This is a genomic window from Novosphingobium kaempferiae, assembly GCF_021227995.1.
Lineage (GTDB): Bacteria > Pseudomonadota > Alphaproteobacteria > Sphingomonadales > Sphingomonadaceae > Novosphingobium > Novosphingobium kaempferiae.
In genome coordinates this window covers 4,379,479-4,395,086 of the sequence record NZ_CP089301.1, presented here as the reverse complement: position 1 = coordinate 4,395,086, position 15,608 = coordinate 4,379,479, and the positions used below count along the sequence as shown (strand labels likewise).

10 protein-coding genes are annotated in these 15,608 nt (G+C 66.5%); 5 read left to right on the top strand and 5 right to left on the bottom strand.

The genetic code is table 11. The annotated features are described in order from the left end of the window. Positions 1–46: 46 nt before the first annotated feature. The 5 genes from LO787_RS19965 to LO787_RS19945 all read right to left on the bottom strand — a co-directional run bounded on the left by LO787_RS19965 (position 47) and on the right by LO787_RS19945 (position 4,911). Positions 47–1,081 (bottom strand): isopenicillin N synthase family dioxygenase, encoded by a 1,035-nt coding sequence (locus tag LO787_RS19965; protein ID WP_232492733.1) that lies wholly within the window; start codon positions 1,079–1,081, stop codon positions 47–49. Next, positions 1,078–2,076 (bottom strand): ABC transporter permease, encoded by a 999-nt coding sequence (locus LO787_RS19960; protein WP_232492732.1) that lies wholly within the window; start codon positions 2,074–2,076, stop codon positions 1,078–1,080. The genes LO787_RS19965 and LO787_RS19960 overlap by 4 nt, the downstream gene beginning before the upstream one ends. Then, entirely contained in the window at positions 2,073–2,867 is a 795-nt protein-coding gene (locus LO787_RS19955) for an ATP-binding cassette domain-containing protein (RefSeq protein WP_232492731.1), read from the bottom strand. The genes LO787_RS19960 and LO787_RS19955 overlap by 4 nt, the downstream gene beginning before the upstream one ends. Next, positions 2,854–3,900, bottom strand: coding sequence for a sugar ABC transporter substrate-binding protein (locus LO787_RS19950; RefSeq protein ID WP_232492730.1), 1,047 nt, complete (start codon positions 3,898–3,900; stop codon positions 2,854–2,856). Before LO787_RS19950 ends, LO787_RS19955 begins: the two co-directional genes overlap by 14 nt. Before the next feature lie 117 nt (positions 3,901–4,017). Then, a complete protein-coding gene (locus LO787_RS19945) occupies positions 4,018–4,911 on the bottom strand; it encodes a LysR family transcriptional regulator (RefSeq protein WP_232492729.1) in 894 nt (297 codons plus the stop codon). Between the two features lie 355 nt (positions 4,912–5,266). On the opposite strand from LO787_RS19945, the gene LO787_RS19940 reads away from it, so the two are divergent. From LO787_RS19940 to LO787_RS19920, 5 genes are all read left to right on the top strand, one after another. Continuing rightward, positions 5,267–5,833 (top strand): helix-turn-helix domain-containing protein, encoded by a 567-nt coding sequence (locus tag LO787_RS19940; protein WP_232492728.1) that lies wholly within the window; start codon positions 5,267–5,269, stop codon positions 5,831–5,833. A gap of 92 nt (positions 5,834–5,925) precedes the next feature. Then, positions 5,926–7,623: a putative 2OG-Fe(II) oxygenase gene (locus LO787_RS19935; RefSeq protein WP_232492727.1), complete on the top strand. Its 1,698-nt coding sequence runs from the start codon at positions 5,926–5,928 to the stop codon at positions 7,621–7,623. A 469-nt stretch (positions 7,624–8,092) separates the two neighbouring features. Next, positions 8,093–11,140: a TonB-dependent receptor plug domain-containing protein gene (locus LO787_RS19930; protein ID WP_232492726.1), complete on the top strand. Its 3,048-nt coding sequence runs from the start codon at positions 8,093–8,095 to the stop codon at positions 11,138–11,140. A gap of 74 nt (positions 11,141–11,214) precedes the next feature. Then, positions 11,215–13,839 carry a M14 family metallopeptidase gene (locus tag LO787_RS19925; protein WP_232492725.1) on the top strand — a complete coding sequence of 875 codons (2,625 nt, stop codon included), beginning with the start codon at positions 11,215–11,217 and terminating at the stop codon, positions 13,837–13,839. A gap of 110 nt (positions 13,840–13,949) precedes the next feature. Continuing rightward, positions 13,950–15,605, top strand: coding sequence for an amidohydrolase (locus tag LO787_RS19920; RefSeq protein WP_232492724.1), 1,656 nt, complete (start codon positions 13,950–13,952; stop codon positions 15,603–15,605). Positions 15,606–15,608: the final 3 nt, after the last annotated feature.

Below are 15,608 nucleotides of genomic sequence, written 5' to 3'. Positions count from 1 at the left end.
TTGTGGCCCCGCCTGCGTCCTCTCGTCGCCTCCCTGGGCGTACTCGTTACTTGAACATGGAATCGTAGAACTTGACGAAGAACCCGCGCATGTAGTCGTCGTTCAGGAAGGGCTCGTAGAGCGCCTGCTGCCCCTGACCCACCAGCGCCGCCACCGGCTCCACCACGACCTCGCGGTCGGGGTTCACGAACATCGTCGCCGAAAAGCGATCCTGCGGCTTGCGGCTGACGACGCGATGGAAGGTCGACACGAACTGGCCGTTGGTCCAGGCCATCATGGTGTCGCCGATGTTGATGACGTAGGCCCCCGGCACCACCGGTGCGGAGATCCAGCGCCCGTCGCGCGTCTGCACTTCCAGCCCGCCGACCTCGTCCTGCAGCAGCACCGTGAAAGACGATGCGTCGCAGTGCGCGCCCACTCCCACGTCGCCCGCGCCCGGCAGCGGCTGCGGGTAGAAATTGAGCCCGAAGGTCGCCAGCGGGCTCCTGTGCAGGCGCACGAAATGCTCCTCCTCCAGCCCCAGCGCGATGGCGAAGGCGCGCATCAGTTCCCCCGCGAGAAGCAGCAGCGCGCGCTGGTTGACGATCATCGTCTCGACGAAACCGGGCGCGCCCTCGGGCCAGCGGTTGTTCTGGTAGATCGGGTCCGGGTCCGCATAATGCGGGTCGTCCGCAAGGCGCACGCGCATCATGTTGAACTGTTCGAGCGATCCGCCCGACACCGTCTTGGCCTTGCGCCCTTCCTCGGTCAGCGAACCGCCGGGCTTCGTCCCTTCCGCCGCGCCGCGCGCGGGAAGGTATCCGCACCACTGTCCGTCGAGGATCGGCGCGCAGGCCATCTTCTCGTCGAAGGAGCGGGCGAAGAAATCGCGTGCCTCGGCCAGCACCGACTGGCGCAGGGTCTCGGGAACGCCATGGTTGGTCAGGTAGAAGAAGCCGATGGTGCGGCAGGCCCGGTCGATCTCGGCGGCGACGGCGGCGCGGTCCTGCGGCGTGCCGGTGAGGAACGGCGCGAAGTCGATCACCGGGATCTCGTCGACCGCCAGCGCCTCGGCGGCGTCGTACTGAAGCTGCGCGTTCATGCCGTCGCCCCTTGCCTGCTCGAAAGGCCCTGCACCCATGCCGCCAGCCTCCCGTCGGCGCGCAGCAGCGGCTCGACCCCGGCAGCCGCCACGATCAGCACCCCCACGCAGACCTGCACCCAGTTGCCCTGCACGCCCATCAGCACCAGCCCGATCTGCAGCATCGAGACGATCAGCGCCCCGATCAGCGTGCCCGTCGCCGTGCCGACGCCGCCGCTCAGCGCCGCGCCGCCGATGATGACCGCCGCGATGGTCGAAAGCTCTCCCCCGGTCCCGGTGTTCGGCGCGCCGAGGCGCAGCCAGCCGGTCGTCAGCGCGCCGACGAGGCCGCAGCACAGGCCGAGCGCCATGAACACCGCGATCTTCACCATGCCCGGTCGCAGCCCCATCTGCGTCGCTGCCCGCAAGTTGCCGCCGGTCGCATAGAGCCAGGCGCCGAACAGCGTGTGGTGCAGCACGAAGCCCGTCACCGCGAAGGCCGCCAGCGCCCAGAGTACCTGCGCCGGAACCGGGCCGATGCTGCCGCCCGCCAGCGCGAAGAACGTGCTCTCGATGTCGCCGGGAATGTCGATCGACAGCCCCATCGTCACCACCAGCGCAATCCCGCGCAGCAGGCTGAGCATGCCGATAGTGAGGATGAACGAGGGCACGCCGAGCCGCACCACCGCCCAGCCGTTCGCCAGCCCGACGCCGCCGCCGATGGCAACCGCCAGCAGCGCGGCGGCCCACGGGTTCCAGCCCCATTCGACGATGGCCATGCCCGTCACCACGCTGGCGAGGCCGAGGTTGGAGCCGATGGAGAGATCCACCTCTCCCGCGATCACCAACATCGTCAGCGGCAGCGCCACCAGCAGCGTGAACCCCGTCACGCGCAGGATCTCGAACTGCGTCTGCGCATCGAGGAAGTGCGGCGCGTTGAGCGCGAAACCGATGTAGAGCGCCACTGCGACCAGCGCGATCGCCACTTCCCGGCGGAACAGCATGTGCGTGATCATGCGATGTCCTCCGTGCCGCCGACGATGCTGGCGACAAGCTGCGTGCGGCTCGTCTCGACCAGCGCCATGTCGGCAACCTTGCGACCGAGGCGCAGCACCACCGCGCGGTCGGCCACCTGGAAGACGTTTTCCATGTTATGGCTCACCAGCAGCACCGCCGCGCCGCTGGCCTTCAGGCGTGCGATGAGATCGAGCACCCGCGCCGTCTCGCGCACGCCCAGCGCCGCAGTCGGCTCGTCGAGGATGATGACGCGCGCACCGCCCAGCACCGTGCGCGCCACCGCGATGGCCTGCCGCTGGCCGCCCGAGAGGTGGCGCACGGCGGTGCCCATCGGGGGCAGCGCGATGCCCAGCCGCTCGAACACCGCACTCGCCTCGCGCTGCATGCGGCGACGATCGAGCAGGAAGCCGAAGCGTACCGGCTCCCGGCCAAGGAACAGGTTCTCGGCGATGGAGCGGTCCTCCACCAGAGCGAGGGTCTGGAACACGGTGGCGATGCCGACGCCGCGCGCGTCCGCCGGGCTGTCGAAGCGGCAGGGCACGCCGTCCATCGTGATCGTGCCGCCGCTCGGCTGGCGCACGCCGGACAGCAGGGAGATCAGCGTGGACTTGCCCGCGCCGTTGTCTCCCAGCAGCGCCGTGACCTCGCCCGGACGCAGCGCGATGTCCACGCCGTCGAGCGCGGTGACGCGGCCGTAGCGGCAGGTCAGCCCTTGCGCGATGAGCAGCGGCTCGGCGGCTGCAACGCTCACCGGAACGGGCTCGATGGTGCGCGGATCAAGACAGCCCATGGGCCTTCGCCGCCTCCTTGCGCTTGCGATAGCCCGCGATCATGGCATCGACGTTACCGGCCTCCACCCATGTGCAACCCGGCGCGGTCTGGAGCGGCGCGAGCCCGCGCTCCATCGCCGACCACGCCAGCATGACCGCGCTGAAACCCTGCATGTAGAGGTTCTCGTCCAGCGCGAAGGCGACGCGGCCCTGCTTTACGAAATCGAGCATCTTGAGGCTGCTGACGGTGCTGGCGACGAGCGGCGCAGGTCCGCCCAGTTCGTCCAGCGCCTTGAGCAGCGGCACCGCGCCCATCTCGCCGCTCGCCGCCGCGTGGCCGACGACCTCGCCGGTCTCCCGGATCTTGGCCTTGTAGAGCGCCACCGAAGTCGCCGCATCGGCGGCAGAGCCATCGGCGAAGCTGACCATGCGCAGGCCCGGCTGCGCCTTCAGCCCCTCGGCGATACCGGCGATGCGCTGCTCGACGTTGAGCGAGCCGGGGAACGGGTTGCCCACCAGCACCGCGCCCTGCGTCGTCCCGCGCCTGCCCAGTTCCTGCGCCATGCGCGCACCGAGCATGCGGCCGACGTCGCTCGGGTTCTGGCCGGAGAACGGCACGCCGTACTTCGCCATATCCGCCGCATTGTTGAGCGAGTTCACCATCGCGAAGCGCGTGCCCTGCGGCTGTGCGCGCGCCACTTCCTCGACCACGGCCTGATACCAGTCCACCGTAACCACCACGTCGTTGCGCGCGGTCACGGCCTGCCGGATCGCGTTGACGTGGGCATCGGGCGTCGGCTGCGCATTGAGCACGCGGGTGAAGCGCCAGCCCAGCGCCTCTGCGGCATCGGCGCAACCCAGCGAAATCTCGTGAACGAAGTCGGACCCCGGCGTGCCGATGGCGAAGGCGACCGAGCGCGCCGCGCCCAGATCCTCGTCGGCCTTTGCCCCGGACCGCGCGCAACCGGCCAGCCCGCCGCCCAACGCGGCAAAGGCAAGGCCGGAGCCCAGCCCCCTGCCGAGCAACGCGCGCCGGTCAACAGTCCCCCTCATGGTGATTGCCCGCCCTGTCGATTGATCCCTGCAGAATTTGTTGCAGGTGCGAGCGCTCTATTCCAGAGCAATTTTGCGGCATCGCGGATCGAAAAAAGGCAAACCACCATCAGGCGGTCAATTGTCGATGGACCCGTCGGCGAAGTGGCGCAGCATCAGCGCTGCGGGCGGCGACAACTGCCGTCCCGAGGCACTGATGATCGACAGCACCGACAGCGGAATGCCTGAACCCGTCAGCGGCACGAACTTCAGCACCCTGCGTTCCACTTCGGACACGATGTCGAGCGGGGTCAGCAGGCCGATGCCGATCCGCCCGATGACGAGCGCCTTGATAAGCTCCACCGAATTGGCGCTGGCGGAGAAGCGCGGCATCCCGTCGACATTGGTGGACCAGGCCTTGTCGATCACCGCACGCAGCGAATGGCCTTCGTCCGGCCCCACCAGCGGATAGTCAGCGCACTGCGCCAGCGTCACCTCGCTCTCCCCGGCGAGCGGATGGTCGGGCGCCAGCACCGCACCGATCTGCGAGACGATGGCACGCTCCACCCGCAAGTCCTGCCGGTCGGGCGGGTTGTAGGTCACGCCGACGTCGACCTCGGATGACAGCACCAGATCGACGATTGCCTGCGATGGCGCGATGCGCAGGTGGAAGATGATCCCCGGATAGCGGTTGCGGAACGACAGCAGCACGCGGCTGACCAGTTCGGCGCTGCCCTCCGCCAGCGCCAGTGTCACCTCGCCGCGTCGCATCCCGCGCAGCTCGTCGATCTGCGCCTGCGCGATCGCCAGTTCCCGCCGCCATCGCCGCACCAGCCCGACCAGTACCTCGCCCGCAGCCGTCAGCCGCAGCCCGTGCGGTCGCCGCTCGAACAGTGGCACGTCAAGCTCCGCCTCCATCTTCAGGATCTGGCGGTCCACCGCCGAGGAGGCGACGTTCAGGAACTCCGACGCACGCCGGATCGAGCCGCGCCGGGCGACTTCGTCGAAATAGATGGCGAATCTGGAAAGCACGCCGCGATGTTCGCGAGGGTCGTGGGCGCATGCAACGGGAAATCCACGCTATTGCAGGCGGCGACTTCCGTGATAGGGTGGAGGTTCTGGATGCACGGGCGGGTGGGCCTGTGCCGATGTCGGCCTCTCGTCCTCGAACGCCGGCACTCGTTCCCACGCTTACGGTTTCAGCCTGTCCGCGACGTTGGGCATGCGGCCGTCGCGTGCAGCCAAGCAATCGTACCATGCAGGCAAGACCACTTCATTCATCATTCCCTAATGCGTTTCCGGTCATCCTCGAAATCTGCGGGACCACGAGACGCCTTTTCGATATTCTGTCCAATCCAGTGGCAATCGCATACTCTCGTGAGGTGTCATGCTAGTCAAAGGCGACCCCCCGGCGATCGGTCCGAAGCTCCACCAGCTACGCAAGGAGCAGGGGCTTACACTTGATGCGCTCGCGGCGAATTCTGGCGTATCGCGCTCCATGCTCTCGCAGATCGAGCGCGGGCAGGCCAATCCCACACTGGCGACGGTGTGGCATCTGTCGAAGGCGCTCGGCGTCGAGATCGGCGAGTTCGTCGGCGGCAAGCACGTCGAGCGGCGCGGCAAGATCGAGATGACCGCCGCCAGCTTCGTGCCCGAAATCCGCACGGAGGACGGGCGCTGCCTGCTCAAGATCCTGAGCCCCGCGCAGAGCGTCGGCCAGTTCGAATTCTATCACCTGACCCTCGAGCCCCACGCTGAACTGGTCTCTGACCCGCATGCGGCGGGAAGCAACGAACACCTGACCGTGCTGTCCGGCGAGATGGTCGTCACTTGCGCGGAGACCACCGCGCTCGTCGGGCAAGGGGCTGTCGCGCGCTATCCGGCGGACCTTCCCCACGCCATCCGCAACATGACCGATACGCGGGCGGAAGCGCTGCTGATCGTCATGTCCTGACGTTAGCCGCCCATGCTGCGATGCAGCGGGGTTGCATTGGCGGCGATCATCGCGGCACTCTCGCGCGAATAGGCGCGCAAGAGGACTGGACTTTGTCGAACGCGGGACTTGGCAGGGCGGCGGAACTGATACGGCTGGGCCAACGGGCGCAGGCATCGGCCGTGCTCGACGCCATGCTGCGCAGCAATCCGGACCGGACGACATCGGCGCGGGCCTGGCACCTCAAGGGCGTGATCGCGCGGCTGGGCGGTGATGCGCAAGGCGCGCGGTGCTGCCAGACGCAGGCGCTCGCGGCCGAGCCTGCATTCGACGATGCCGCCGTGGAACTGGCGCGCCTGCTCAATGCTGCGGCGGATCATGTCGCGGCGCTGCGCTGTACCGATGCTGCGGCGAAGGCTGCGCGTCCGTCCCAGCCTCTGCTCGCCGAACGCGCGCGGGCGTGGCAGGCGCTCGACCGGCCTGACGAGCGGCTCGCCGAACGGCGGCGGATCGCGGCGCTCTATCCGGGCAAGGCGGCGACGCACCACAACCTTGCCGCTGCGCTGGGCGATGCGGGCCATGCCGCGCAGGCCGAGGCGGAAGCGCGCCGGGCCATCGCGCTGGGCAGCGCCGCGCCCGAGACGCGGCTGGTCCTTGCCCGCGCGCTCCAGAGCCAGAACCGGATCGCGGAAGCCGACGCCGCGTTCGCCGCCGCGCTGGCGCTGCGTCCCGGTTACTTCGACGCCTTGCGCGACCGGGCGCAGCTTGCGTGGATGGCGGGCGAGGGGATCGACGCGGTGCTGGCGCGGCTTGATGCCGATGCCAGGGGATTGCCGCGCGGCGCTGTCGCCATGCTCAAGTCCGCGTTCCTCGCTTCGGCGGGCATGGCGCGCGAAGGGCACGCGCTGCTTGCGGCGCACATGGACCCGGCGGACCCGCAGGCGCAGGCCACTGCCGCGACCTTGGCGATGCAGTTCGACGCCCAACGCGCGCTCGACCATGCGCGGCGTGCGGCTTCTCTCGCGCCGGGTTCGCGGCCCGCGATGCGGCAACTGGCGGATGCACTCCTAGCCAACCGGGAGGCGGGGGGTGCGCTTGTCCTGCTGGATTCGCTGCTGGCGGAAACTCCGCTCGATCAGGGGCTTATCGCCGCGCGCTGGACCGCATGGCGGTTGCGGGACGATGCGCGCGCGGCAGAATTCTACGACTACGACCGCTTCGTGCGCGCGGCGTCCATCGAGGCTCCGAAGGGCTGGCCGAGCCTCGCAACCTACCTCGCCGACCTGCTCGATGCGCTCAAGGCGCTGCACGGCTTTCGCGCCCATCCGCTCGACCAGTCGCTGCGGGAAGGGACGCAGACGGGCAGCAACCTGCTGCGTTCCGAAGACCCGGCCCTGCACGCTTTCCCGGAAGCGCTGGCGCCGGTGATCGACGGCTATCTGGCGAGCCTTGGCACTGGCGACGACGTGCTGCGCGCCCGGCTCGGGAAGGGGCGAAGGTTTGCCGGGATGTGGTCCGTGCGGTTGCGGCCGGGTGGCCGTCATCTGCCGCATGTCCATCCGCAGGGCTGGATTTCCTCGGCGTTCTACGTGGATCTGCCGCAGGAGGGGGCGTCCGGTACGCGCGAAGGATGGCTCGCCTTCGGGCAGCCGGGGATGGTCGATCTGGACGCGCAGTTCCATGTGCGCCCGCAGCCCGGAACGCTCGCGCTTTTCCCGTCCTACATGTGGCACGGCACCGTTCCGTTCACCGGCGAGGGCCTGCGCACCACCATCGCCTTCGACGTCGTTCCCGCCGTCCCGGGCGCCTGACTGTTTCCAAAACGAATCACCGGACACAGTCTTCGGTGCGGGTTTTCACATTCCGGCAACGATCGCGGGACTCGATATTTCCTTGATAAAACAATGACTAGAAATTCCCGTCCACCGCTCTGCGGATAAAATCCAGCATAGTGGACCACTAAAAAGAAATTCCGCTTGACATAAATCCTACATGAGTCACTCTTGGTGCGGGTGGACAGACCAGCTAACGAATCCAGCTGGACTGACGAAGAAATATCCAAATCTCCATAAACAGAGCCATCAAGGCCAGGCGCGAATCTGCACACGTTTATCCGTGTGGAGAGCGAAGAAGCGCGCGTATTTCGATGCACTTTACTGTGCTTTCGGAAGTGGATTCTTGCACCTCAATCAAAATATCCAAACCGCACAGGGCACAACCATAACAATAAAATTGGAGAGGGTGTTCAGTTCGTGTCGCTCAGCAAAAGGGGATGAGCCCATGATGGACAGTCTCAATCAGCGCCATTGGCGCATCGATCGTCTGCGCACTGCACTTTTCATCGCCGCAGGAAGTTCCGCTCTGGCATTGCCGCTGGGGCAGGCCGCCATGGCGCAGGACGCTCCGGCGGAAGAAAACGTCGCCGAGGAAATCGTCGTCACCGGGTCGCTGATCGCGCGGCCGGACTACAAGGCCAACAGCCCGATCGTCTCGGTCGGCGAGGAGCAGATCGAGGCCACCGGCCAGCTCACGGTGGAGCGCGCACTGTCGCAGATGCCGCAGTTTGCGGGCGGTCTGGGCCAGAGCAACACCTCCACCACCAGCACCGGCCTGTCCGGCGGCCAGGCTTACGCGACGCTGCGCGGCCTGGGTTCCAAGCGCACGCTGATCCTGCTCGACGGCAAGCGGATGCAGCCGTCGAACCCGGACGGCTCGGTCGATCTCAACACGATCCCCGAAGCGGTGATCGGCAATATCGAGGTCATCACCGGCGGCGCATCGACCGCCTACGGTTCCGACGCGACGGCGGGCGTCGTCAACTTCCGCCTGAAGTCGAACATCACGGGGCTCAACATCAAGAGCCAGACGGGTATCTCGAACTACGGAGACGGCCGCAATTTCCGCATTTCCGCAGTCGCCGGCGGCAACTTCGACGATGGACGCGGCCGTGCCTTCGTTGCGCTCGACTACTCGAAGCGTGACCGCGCCAAGCGCCGCCAACGCCCCTGGTATCCGGACCGCACGACCGAGACCGGAAACGCCGCAAACCCTTACGGTTCCGCGCTTTTCACCGGCAACGAGCCGACGCTGGCGGCAGTCAACTCGGTCTTCGCGGGCCAGTACGGCTATGCCCCGTTCGTCGCCAGCAACGGCAGTCGGCTGTACAGCGGCGGCGCGCAGATCGGCTTCAACAACGACGGGACGCTCTACACCGCGAACAACGCGCCGGTGGTCAACTTCAAGGGCGTGGAGACGGACGACGCCTACTTCGTCAGTTCGGGCAATTCGATCTTCGGTCCCGCACAGCAGTTCAAGTTCGGCTTCACCGGCGGCGACATCCAGTCCGAGATGGAGCGCTATTCGGCGATGGGTCGGGCCGATTACGACCTGACCGACGATATCTCCGCCTTCGCGCAGTTCAACTACACGACCTATTCGCAGTATTCGATCGTCAATACGACGCTGTCTAACAACGTCTATCTTCAGAATATTCCGTACAACAGCTACTTCGTTCCCGATGACCTGCGCACGATCCTGGCATCGCGCGCCGATCCCACTGCCGATTTCCAGTTCTACAAGGCCTGGAACGCCATCGGCAACCGCGGCCAGACTTACGACTACGACGTGTGGCAGTTCATGGCGGGCCTCAACGGCAAGCTGGGCATCGGCGACCTGACCTGGGAATTCTACGGCAGCCGCAGTTCGTCCAACTTCCGCAACGGCCAGACCGGCGGCCTCAGCCTCTCGCGCATGGAGGCGCTGCTCGCCAGCCCCACGGGCGGCCTCGGCAACTGCACGGACTTCAACATCTTCGGCAACCTGCCGATTTCCGATGCCTGCGCCGAATACGTCAAGCGCGACACGCTCAACACCACGCGCATGGAGCAGGACATCGTGTCCGCCACCATGCAGGGCGGCCTGTTCAAGCTGCCCGCCGGTGACGTGCGCTTCGCGCTGGGCGCCAGCTACCGCAAGAACTCCTTCACCTTCAAGGCGGACGACGCACTCAACCAGCCCGACGGCACCAGCGACATCATCGGCTTCTCGGTGCTGCGCTCGTCGGGCGGCAGCGTGAACGTGAAGGAACTCTTCGCCGAAATGCTGGTGCCGGTGCTGCATGACCTGCCGCTGGTGCAGCAGTTCAACCTCGACCTCGGCTACCGCTATTCGGACTACAACTCGATCGGCGGCGCGCACACCTACAAGGCCGACTTCGACTGGCAGGTGTTCGACGAACTGCGCCTGCGCGGCGGCTACAACCGCTCGATCCGCGCGCCGAGCGTGGGCGAGCTCTACGCGCCGATCTCGACCGGCAGCAGCAGCATCGGCCAGGCGGCGCGCACCGTGCTGGCGGGCGATCCCTGCGACTACCGTTCCTCCTATCGCGCAGGCGCGAACGAGGCGCAGGTCAGAGCGTTGTGCATCGCGCAGGGCATGACCGCGAGCACTTACGGCGACTCCACCTCCGGCTTCGTCGGCACCTCGCAGATCTTCCCGCTGACTGGCGGCAACCCTGATCTCAACGAGGAAACCGCGGACACCTGGTCGTTCGGCGCCGTGCTCAATTCGCCGTTCACTTCGCCGATCCTGAGCGGGATGAGCATGTCGGTCGACTGGTACAACATCAAGATCAGCGACGCGATCGGCATCCTGGCGGTGTCGCAGTCGGTCCAGTACTGCTTCAACGCCGACGGTTCTTCCAACCCGACTTACGACGTCAACAACTATTACTGCCAGCTGCTGTCCCGCGCGCCGGAAGGCACGCTGGAGCCGCCGACCAGCCAGCCGCTGCTCAACCTCGGCACGTTCGAGGTGCAGGGCATCGACGTCCAGTTCGACTGGCGCCTCGGCCTCGACGACATCGGCATCGCCTCGCCCGGCACGCTGCGGTTCCGCAGCGTCGTCAGCTACCTCGACAAGTTCAAGGTGCAGAACCTGCCGGGCGGCCCGACTTACGACTATTCGGGCACGATCGGCTTCACGATCGAGAGCGACGCGGGCATCTCGCATCCCAAGTGGAAGGCGAACACCACGCTCGGCTACTCGGACGATCAGTTCGACGCCTCGCTGGTGTGGCGCTTCATCGACAAGATGGACCACTCGAACTCGGTGACTTCGGCCAGCGCGCCGAAGGGCATCGCCGCCTACCATGCCTTCGACTTCAATCTCGGCTTCCAGTTCGAAGGCGATGTCTCGCTGCGGGCGGGCGTGACCAACATCTTCAACAAGGCACCGCCGTCCTACTCCAACACTCCTGCAACATATGATGCGTCGACCTACGACGTCCTCGGGCGCAATTTCTTCATGTCGCTTTCCAAGCAGTTCTGACCTTCCCGCGCGCCGGGACCGTGAAGTTCGGTCCCGGCCGCACCTGACCGTTTCACCGATCGATGGAGTTAGTCATGATGCGTTTGGCACGTAAGTCGCAGCGCAGGTTCCTCAAATCAGGCAGCGCGGTCGCACTCTGCGCGGCGGCCATGGCGCTGGCGTTCACCACCGCAGGCCCGGTTTCGGCGCAGTCCGCCGTGCCGACCCCGGAAAGCTGGTTCGGCCATCAGATGGGCGCCGATCGCAAGCTTGAACCCTATGCCAAGATGGTCGACTATTACCGCGCGCTGGAGAAATCGAGCGACCGGATCAAGATCGTCGAACTGGGCAAGTCCACCGAGGGCCGCCCGTTCCTGGCCATGTTCATCTCCAGCCCCGCGAACCTCGCGCGGCTGGAGGAATATCGCCAGATGAACCTCAAGCTGGCCGATCCGCGCGGTTCCTCGCAGGACGAGCTTGAGGCCATCGTGCGCGACGGCAAGGCGATCGTCGTTCAGTCCTACGACCTGCACTCCAGCGAGATCGGCTCGTCGCTGACCGCCGTGGAATTCACGCACGGCATGGTCACGCGCACCGATGCCGACACGCAGCGCATCCTCGACAACGTCATCACCATCGTCATGCCCTCGCTCAACCCGGACGGGCACGACATGGTGCAGGACTGGTACATGAAGCATGTCGGCACGCCCTACGAGGGCGGCGCGATGCCGTGGCTCTACCAGAAGTACGTCGGCCACGATAACAACCGCGACGCCTTCATGCAGACGCAGGCGGAATCGAAGCTGCTCGGCTCGGTGCTGTTCCGCGACTGGATCCCCGAGGCGTACATCGACCATCACCAGATGGGCCAGTATTCGCCGCGCATCTCGATCCCGCCCTATACCGATCCGATCCGCCCCTTCGGCGATCCGCTCGTCTGGCGCGAGATGACCTGGTACGGCTCGAACATGGCCTACGACCTCGACAAGGCCAAGCTGTCGGGCGGCATCGGCGACGCCATCTATTCGGGCTGGGGCCACTTCGGCTTCCACTGGCTGACGCCGTTCCACAACATCACCGGCATGCTGGACGAATCCGCCAGCGCCAGCCTCGCCACGCCGCTCTACGTCCATCCGGACCAGTTGAAGGGCGGCCAGCGTGCGGTACCTGACAACACGCCGCAGATGAACATGCCCGATCCCTGGCCCGGCGGCTGGTGGCGTCCGCGCGACATCGTCGACCGCCAGCTCGTCACCTCGTGGTCGCTGGTCGACACGGCGGCGCGCAACAAGGACCGCGTGCTGCGCAACATGTACCTCAAGGCCCAGCGTCAAGTGGAGCGCGGCACGACCGGCGAGACGAAGGCGTACATCGTCTCCATCGACCAGCACGATCCGCTGACGGTCGACAAGATGATCAACGCGCTGCTGCTGCAAGGCGTCAACGTCTACCGCGCGCCCGCCGAGTTCGTGCATGAAGGCCGGGTCTATCCGGCGGGCAGCTTCGTCGTGCCGATGAGCCAGCCCAAGATGGGCGTGGTGCGCTGGCTGCTGGGCGAGACGCACTTCCCCGACGACGTCTACGCCCGCACCGCCGACGGCACGCCGATCCGCCCCTACGACATGTCGACCGACGCCCTGACCGAGTTCATGGGCGTGGAAAGCACGCCGGTCGGCACCGCCGTCACCGCCAGCCTCGAGCCGGTTTCCGCCATGCTCGCCCCGGCGGGCAAGGTGGACGGCAGCGGTCCGTACCTGCTGAGCGGCGCGCTCAACGACAGCTTCCGTGCAGTCAACCTCGCCATCAAGGCGGGCGCGAGCGTCACCCGTGTCACCACGCCTTCGGGCACGGCGCAGGCGGGCGACTTCGTGGTGAGCGGGCTCTCCGCCGCCTCGGCACAGTCGATCGCGGGCACCACCGGCGTCGACTTCGCATCCTCGGCAGGCGTCACCGGCTCGGCCCCGGTCAAGACCCCGCGCATGGCCATGCTCAAGCGCTATCGCGGCGGCAACATCGACGAGGGGTGGACCCGCTTCCTCTTCGAGAACTACGACTACCCCTACAGCTCGATCATGGACGCCGAGATCAAGGCGGGGAACCTGCGCAAGAAGTACGACGTGATCGTGCTTCCCGACGATGCCGTTTCCGCCATGACCGGCGTGCTCGGCAAGGGCGAGAAGCCGAGCCCGTGGGACAGCCTCGAGGGCGTGCCGGCGCAGTACGTCAGCGGCTTCGGCGATGCCGGCACCAAGGCGCTGGAGGACTTCGTGAAGGCGGGCGGTCGCCTCGTCACCTTCGGGCGCGCCGGAACCCTGCCGATCGAGAAGTTCGACCTGCCGGTGACGGACGTGCTGGCGGGCCTGCCCTCCAAGAAGTTCTGGAGCCCGGGCTCAACCCTCAAGATGAAGGTCGACACCTCCAGCCCCTACGCCATGGGCATGCCGAAGGACGCGCTGGCGATCTTCACGGCTGGCAATCAGGCCTACGAGGTGAAGCCGAGCATCCACAACGACGCCGTGACGGTCATCGCCAGCTACGTCGACAAGAACGTGCTGCGCAGCGGCTGGCTGCTGGGCGAGGACAACCTCACCAGCAAGGCGGCGATGGTCTCGGTTAAGCACGGCGAGGGCGAGGTCATCCTCATCGGCTTCCGTCCGCAGCACCGCGACCAGGCCCACGGCACTTACAAGCTGCTGTTCGACAGCCTGATCGCTCCCTGAGTTTTCCAGACAATCCTTTCGGGACCACCCACTCGGGCAGGTCGCTCCACCCAGCGACCTGCCCGCTCTTTCCCGAAAATTCCGATGCCCAACATGACGGAGTTCCTCCGATGAAGACGCCTGCCCTTCCGCTCGTTTCGCTGATCGCCGCGCTCGGCCTGCTCGCCCAGACCCCGGCGCAGGCGCAGAGCACGCCCGCCACCACAGCCGCCCCCGACAAGGCCGCCGCGCTCAAGACCGACGTCATCGCCGGCGTCGACAAGCGCGCCAAGCTGGTTCAGGAGATGGTGGATTCGATCTTCAGCTTCGGCGAACTCGCCATGCAGGAAGTCGAAAGCTCGAAGTACATCACCGCCATCCTCGAAAAGAACGGCTTCACCGTGACGCGCGGCTCCGCGGGGATGCCGACCGCGTGGACGGCGGTGTGGAAGAACGGCACAGGCGGCCCGACGATCGCGGTCGGCTCCGACATCGACGGTATCCCCAAGGCCAACCAGAAGCCCGGCGTCGCCCGGCGTGAGCCGCTCGTCCCCGGTGCTCCGGGCCATGGCGAGGGCCACAATTCCGGGCAGGCGGTCAACGTCGCGGCCGCGCTGGCGGTCAAGGAACTGATGATCCGCGACAAGATCCCCGGCACGCTCAAGCTCTGGCCCGGCGTCGCGGAAGAGCCGGTGGCAGCCAAGGCCTTCTTCGTGCGCGACGGCATGTTCTCCGACGTGGACGTGGTGCTGTTCACCCACGTCGCGTCCAACCTCCAGACCGCGTGGGGCCAGCCGCAGGGCACCGGCGGCATCTCGGTGCTCTACACCTTCACCGGCGAATCCGCGCACTCTGCGGGCAACCCGTGGCGCGGGCGCAGCGCGCTCGACGCGGTGGAACTGATGGACGCGGGCTGGAATTTCCGGCGCGAGCACCTGCGGCCCGAGCAGCGTTCGCACTACGTCATCAAGGACGGCGGCGACTTCCCGAACGTCGTGCCCTCCACCGCGACGGTCTGGTACTACTTCCGTGAACAGACCTTCGACAACATCCGCAAGAACTACCAGATCGGCAGCAAGATCGCCGATGCCGCCGCGATGATGACCGACACCACCGTGTCCAGCCGCATCATCGGCACCGCCGCGCCCCAGCACATGAACCGCCCGATGGCTGAGGCCGCCTACGAGAACATCAAGCTCGTCGGCCTGCCCACCTGGACGCCGGAGGAACAGGCTTTCGCCAAGCAGGTGCAGAAGCTGGTCGGCGGCGACGAGGACGGCCTCGACACCGAACTCAAGCCGCTCACCCCGCCCGACAAGGAGCCCAAGAGCGGCGGTTCGGACGACATCGGCGACGTTTCGTGGACCCGCCCGACGATCACCGTGCGCTTCCCCTCCAACATCCCGAACCTGCCCGGCCACAACTGGTCGAACGCGATCACCATGGCGACGCCGATCGCCCACAAGGGCGCGGTCGCGGGGGCGAAGGTCATGGCGATGACGATGATCGACCTGCTGACCAAACCCGAACTCGTCGCGGCGGCCAAGAGCTACTTCACCGACGTCCAGACCAAGGACACCAAGTACCAGCCGGTCCTGACGAACGAGAAGCCCTACATCGAGATGAACGCCGACATCATGGCCCAATTCCGGCCCGAGATGAAAAAGTTCTACTACGATCCGAAGAAGTACAAGACGTACCTCGACCAGCTCGGACTGTCATGGCCGCCTGCCCCCGAAGCGGTCGCCGCCGCAACCCCCGCCATTCCAGCCCCGGCCAGTCATTGATCG

Coding starts and splice junctions, on each gene's coding strand:
- LO787_RS19960 (WP_232492732.1), bottom strand. CDS start 2,076: ATGATCACGCACATGCTGTTCCGCCGGGAAGTGGCGATCGCGCTGGTC.
- LO787_RS19940 (WP_232492728.1), top strand. CDS start 5,267: ATGCTAGTCAAAGGCGACCCCCCGGCGATCGGTCCGAAGCTCCACCAG.
- LO787_RS19955 (WP_232492731.1), bottom strand. CDS start 2,867: ATGGGCTGTCTTGATCCGCGCACCATCGAGCCCGTTCCGGTGAGCGTT.
- LO787_RS19965 (WP_232492733.1), bottom strand. CDS start 1,081: ATGAACGCGCAGCTTCAGTACGACGCCGCCGAGGCGCTGGCGGTCGAC.
- LO787_RS19925 (WP_232492725.1), top strand. CDS start 11,215: ATGATGCGTTTGGCACGTAAGTCGCAGCGCAGGTTCCTCAAATCAGGC.
- LO787_RS19950 (WP_232492730.1), bottom strand. CDS start 3,900: ATGAGGGGGACTGTTGACCGGCGCGCGTTGCTCGGCAGGGGGCTGGGC.
- LO787_RS19920 (WP_232492724.1), top strand. CDS start 13,950: ATGAAGACGCCTGCCCTTCCGCTCGTTTCGCTGATCGCCGCGCTCGGC.
- LO787_RS19930 (WP_232492726.1), top strand. CDS start 8,093: ATGATGGACAGTCTCAATCAGCGCCATTGGCGCATCGATCGTCTGCGC.